Raw genomic sequence first — 2447 nt, forward strand, 5'->3', positions numbered from 1 at the left:
TAGTAGAGGAAACAAGGGCTGCACTAAAAAAGTCGAACATAAAAGGTCCATATATATTGATGCCTCACTCAATTTCCGGTATATATAGTTTGTATTATGCGAATAACTATTCCGAGGAAGTTAAAGCCATCATAGGAATAGATCCAACCTTACCACAGATGTCGGAATATTTTGGTGATGACGTTTTTCCTACTATGCCTAAATATACGGAATATATGGCACCAATAGGTATTGCTCGATTATTGGCATATGTAACGCCAGATAATATTCTGCCATTATCTGAAAAGGGCACATATACAGAGGTAAACTTAAAAATGGCAAAATCTATAGTTGCTGCGAAATACATAAATAAAGCTGTAGTTAAAGAGACGAACGAGATAAAGAATAACTTTGATTTAACAACAAATATGACATTCCCTTCTGACTTACCAGTGATGATTTTTACTCCAAAAGAGCAATATGTAGAGGGGAAGTCAAAAATAGATTTTTATAATACGCAATTACAAAATATAAAAAATAATAAATTAGTAGTTCTAGAAGGTCAGCATTATTTACATTGGACTCATTATAAGGAAATGAGCGAAAATCTGAATGAATTCGTAGAGGGGTTAAAGTAGATTAGAATAATGGAAAGGGAAAAGCTAGAGATTACATCAGCGCATGTGCGACGTTATTGGCTGAAATCCGATAGTAAAAACGGTCAAGTTGGCGTGGATTATTGTGATTACCGTATCGTTTAGAACTTAAATTTAAGCATCTCTCACCAGGTAAATGTCGAAAAGCACGGTAAAGACGCTCTAAGTAAGTTGTAGAAACGTTTGAAGATCGATTTCTGAAAAGGCTGCTCTAAATAGCTGAACGAATGCATAGACAGGTTGTGTACCCTGATAAGCAATTAAAGTAGATTGTAAAACTTGATGTTCTTTTTCAGTTAACTGTTCATAGAAACGCCAAAACAAAGTATTATTCTTTTATTTCCAACTTTTTTCGTAGTAGAAACCAGTGTATCCTTTTTTAATTTTAGTTGCTCTACAGTTTTTCTAACAGTGGAGTAACTCCCTTTATAACCTTTTTTCGATTTCTTTTATTACGCTGATAGGCTGGTGCAGCAGTTATTTCCGTAAAAATAATCGTGCTACACATAGCATTCAAGCAAAACCATTTCTGCAAGCGCAGATGCAGAAAGACTTTTTTTCCTGAAATAGGTAAGTCGCGAATTTTTCGTTTCGTGCTACTATGTCGACGCGTGCTGAGTTCTTGGCATTTAGGACAACAAGCGGATTTGGATCGTGAATGGAAATAAAAAAGCATGTGAGCATACGGTACACGTCTTTTTCAGATCCTATACCCGGGTAGTGATGTATGTAAGCATTCACTGACTATGTGTAAGAACCTAATTTAGCTTGCGAAATACAGTTATATATAATAATTTGTTTACACCTTATAAGGGGAATGCATCAATGGACGTAACAAGTATAATAAGGGGTCTTTTTCCTTGGATTATAACAGCATGTTGTATTTTTGGAATAATTGGCTTTTCATTCTTAATTTATCAGAAAAAAAGAGGTCATTTACACAAACAAAAAATATATTCTTTTATCACGCTTTTATTGTTGATTTGCTGGTTTACTATTGTGTTAGGTATAACAACATTGAGCCGAGGCGCCAATTATGAAAGTATGACCAATCTTAATCTGTATAGCGGTTATATTAATGCTTGGAATAATTGGTCTTTGACAGAATTTCAACTAATTATTTTTAATATTATAATGTTTGTTCCGTTAGGAATTTTATTACCATTTTACAATAAAAAATTTAACAGTTTTACCCCAGCACTAATAGTATCATTAGGAGTTACACTTTTGATTGAATGTATTCAACTTGTAACGCAAAAAGGTATTTTTGAATTAGATGATATATTTCATAACACATTAGGAGGTATTATTGGGTTCTATTTAATTATTGGTATTAGAGATTTTGTTCAACAAAGAAAATTGAAATCATTGATTAAAGCAATAGCACTCCCTACGATTTTTAGTATCATTTTATTAATACCGTTTACTTTCTATTCGATTAAAGAATTTGGGAACATGCCGATTCTTCCTGCTGAAAGACAAGATATGGAACATGTAACAGTTGAATCAAAATTAAATTTTTCGGATGAACCGTCAAGTGCAGCAATTTACCAAAACATAAGTGCAAATGATTTAGAGAATGGGAAGAAAATAGCTACTATTTTGAGTAATGAATATGGATTAACTCAAAAAGGAAAAATATACACAGAGAGTCGCAATCGAATTTTTAAATTCGAGGACGAATCATACAATATATACCAATTGAATTATGTCTTAACAGCTGGAACATGGACGCTTACAAATTTCGCTTCTGAAGAGCTAGAAATTTCACCAGCATTTGAGAAAACACAAAAAGAATTATTCGAAAAATGG

General features: G+C 32.9%; 3 protein-coding genes. 2 read left to right on the top strand and 1 reads right to left on the bottom strand.

Annotation, left to right across the window (positions count from 1 at the left end; genetic code table 11):
• Positions 1-617: alpha/beta hydrolase (locus tag QI30_RS20620; protein ID WP_158621083.1), on the top strand; the 617-nt coding region annotated here is incomplete at its 5' end.
• Between the two features lie 412 nt (positions 618-1029).
• Here the strand turns inward: QI30_RS20620 and QI30_RS21295 are convergent.
• Entirely contained in the window at positions 1030-1311 is a 282-nt protein-coding gene (locus tag QI30_RS21295) for a transposase family protein (protein ID WP_126992089.1), read from the bottom strand.
• Positions 1312-1460: 149 nt separating this feature from the next.
• On the opposite strand from QI30_RS21295, the gene QI30_RS18980 reads away from it, so the two are divergent.
• Positions 1461-2447: VanZ family protein (locus QI30_RS18980; protein WP_148113895.1), on the top strand; the 987-nt coding region annotated here is incomplete at its 3' end.

This window comes from Candidatus Kurthia intestinigallinarum (genome assembly GCF_003991225.1).
Taxonomy (GTDB): domain Bacteria; phylum Bacillota; class Bacilli; order Bacillales_A; family Planococcaceae; genus Kurthia; species Kurthia populi.

Excerpts from the sequence above, each read along its gene's own strand:
- QI30_RS21295 (WP_126992089.1), bottom strand. The coding sequence starts at position 1,311 with ATGCTTTTTTATTTCCATTCACGATCCAAATCCGCTTGTTGTCCTAAA.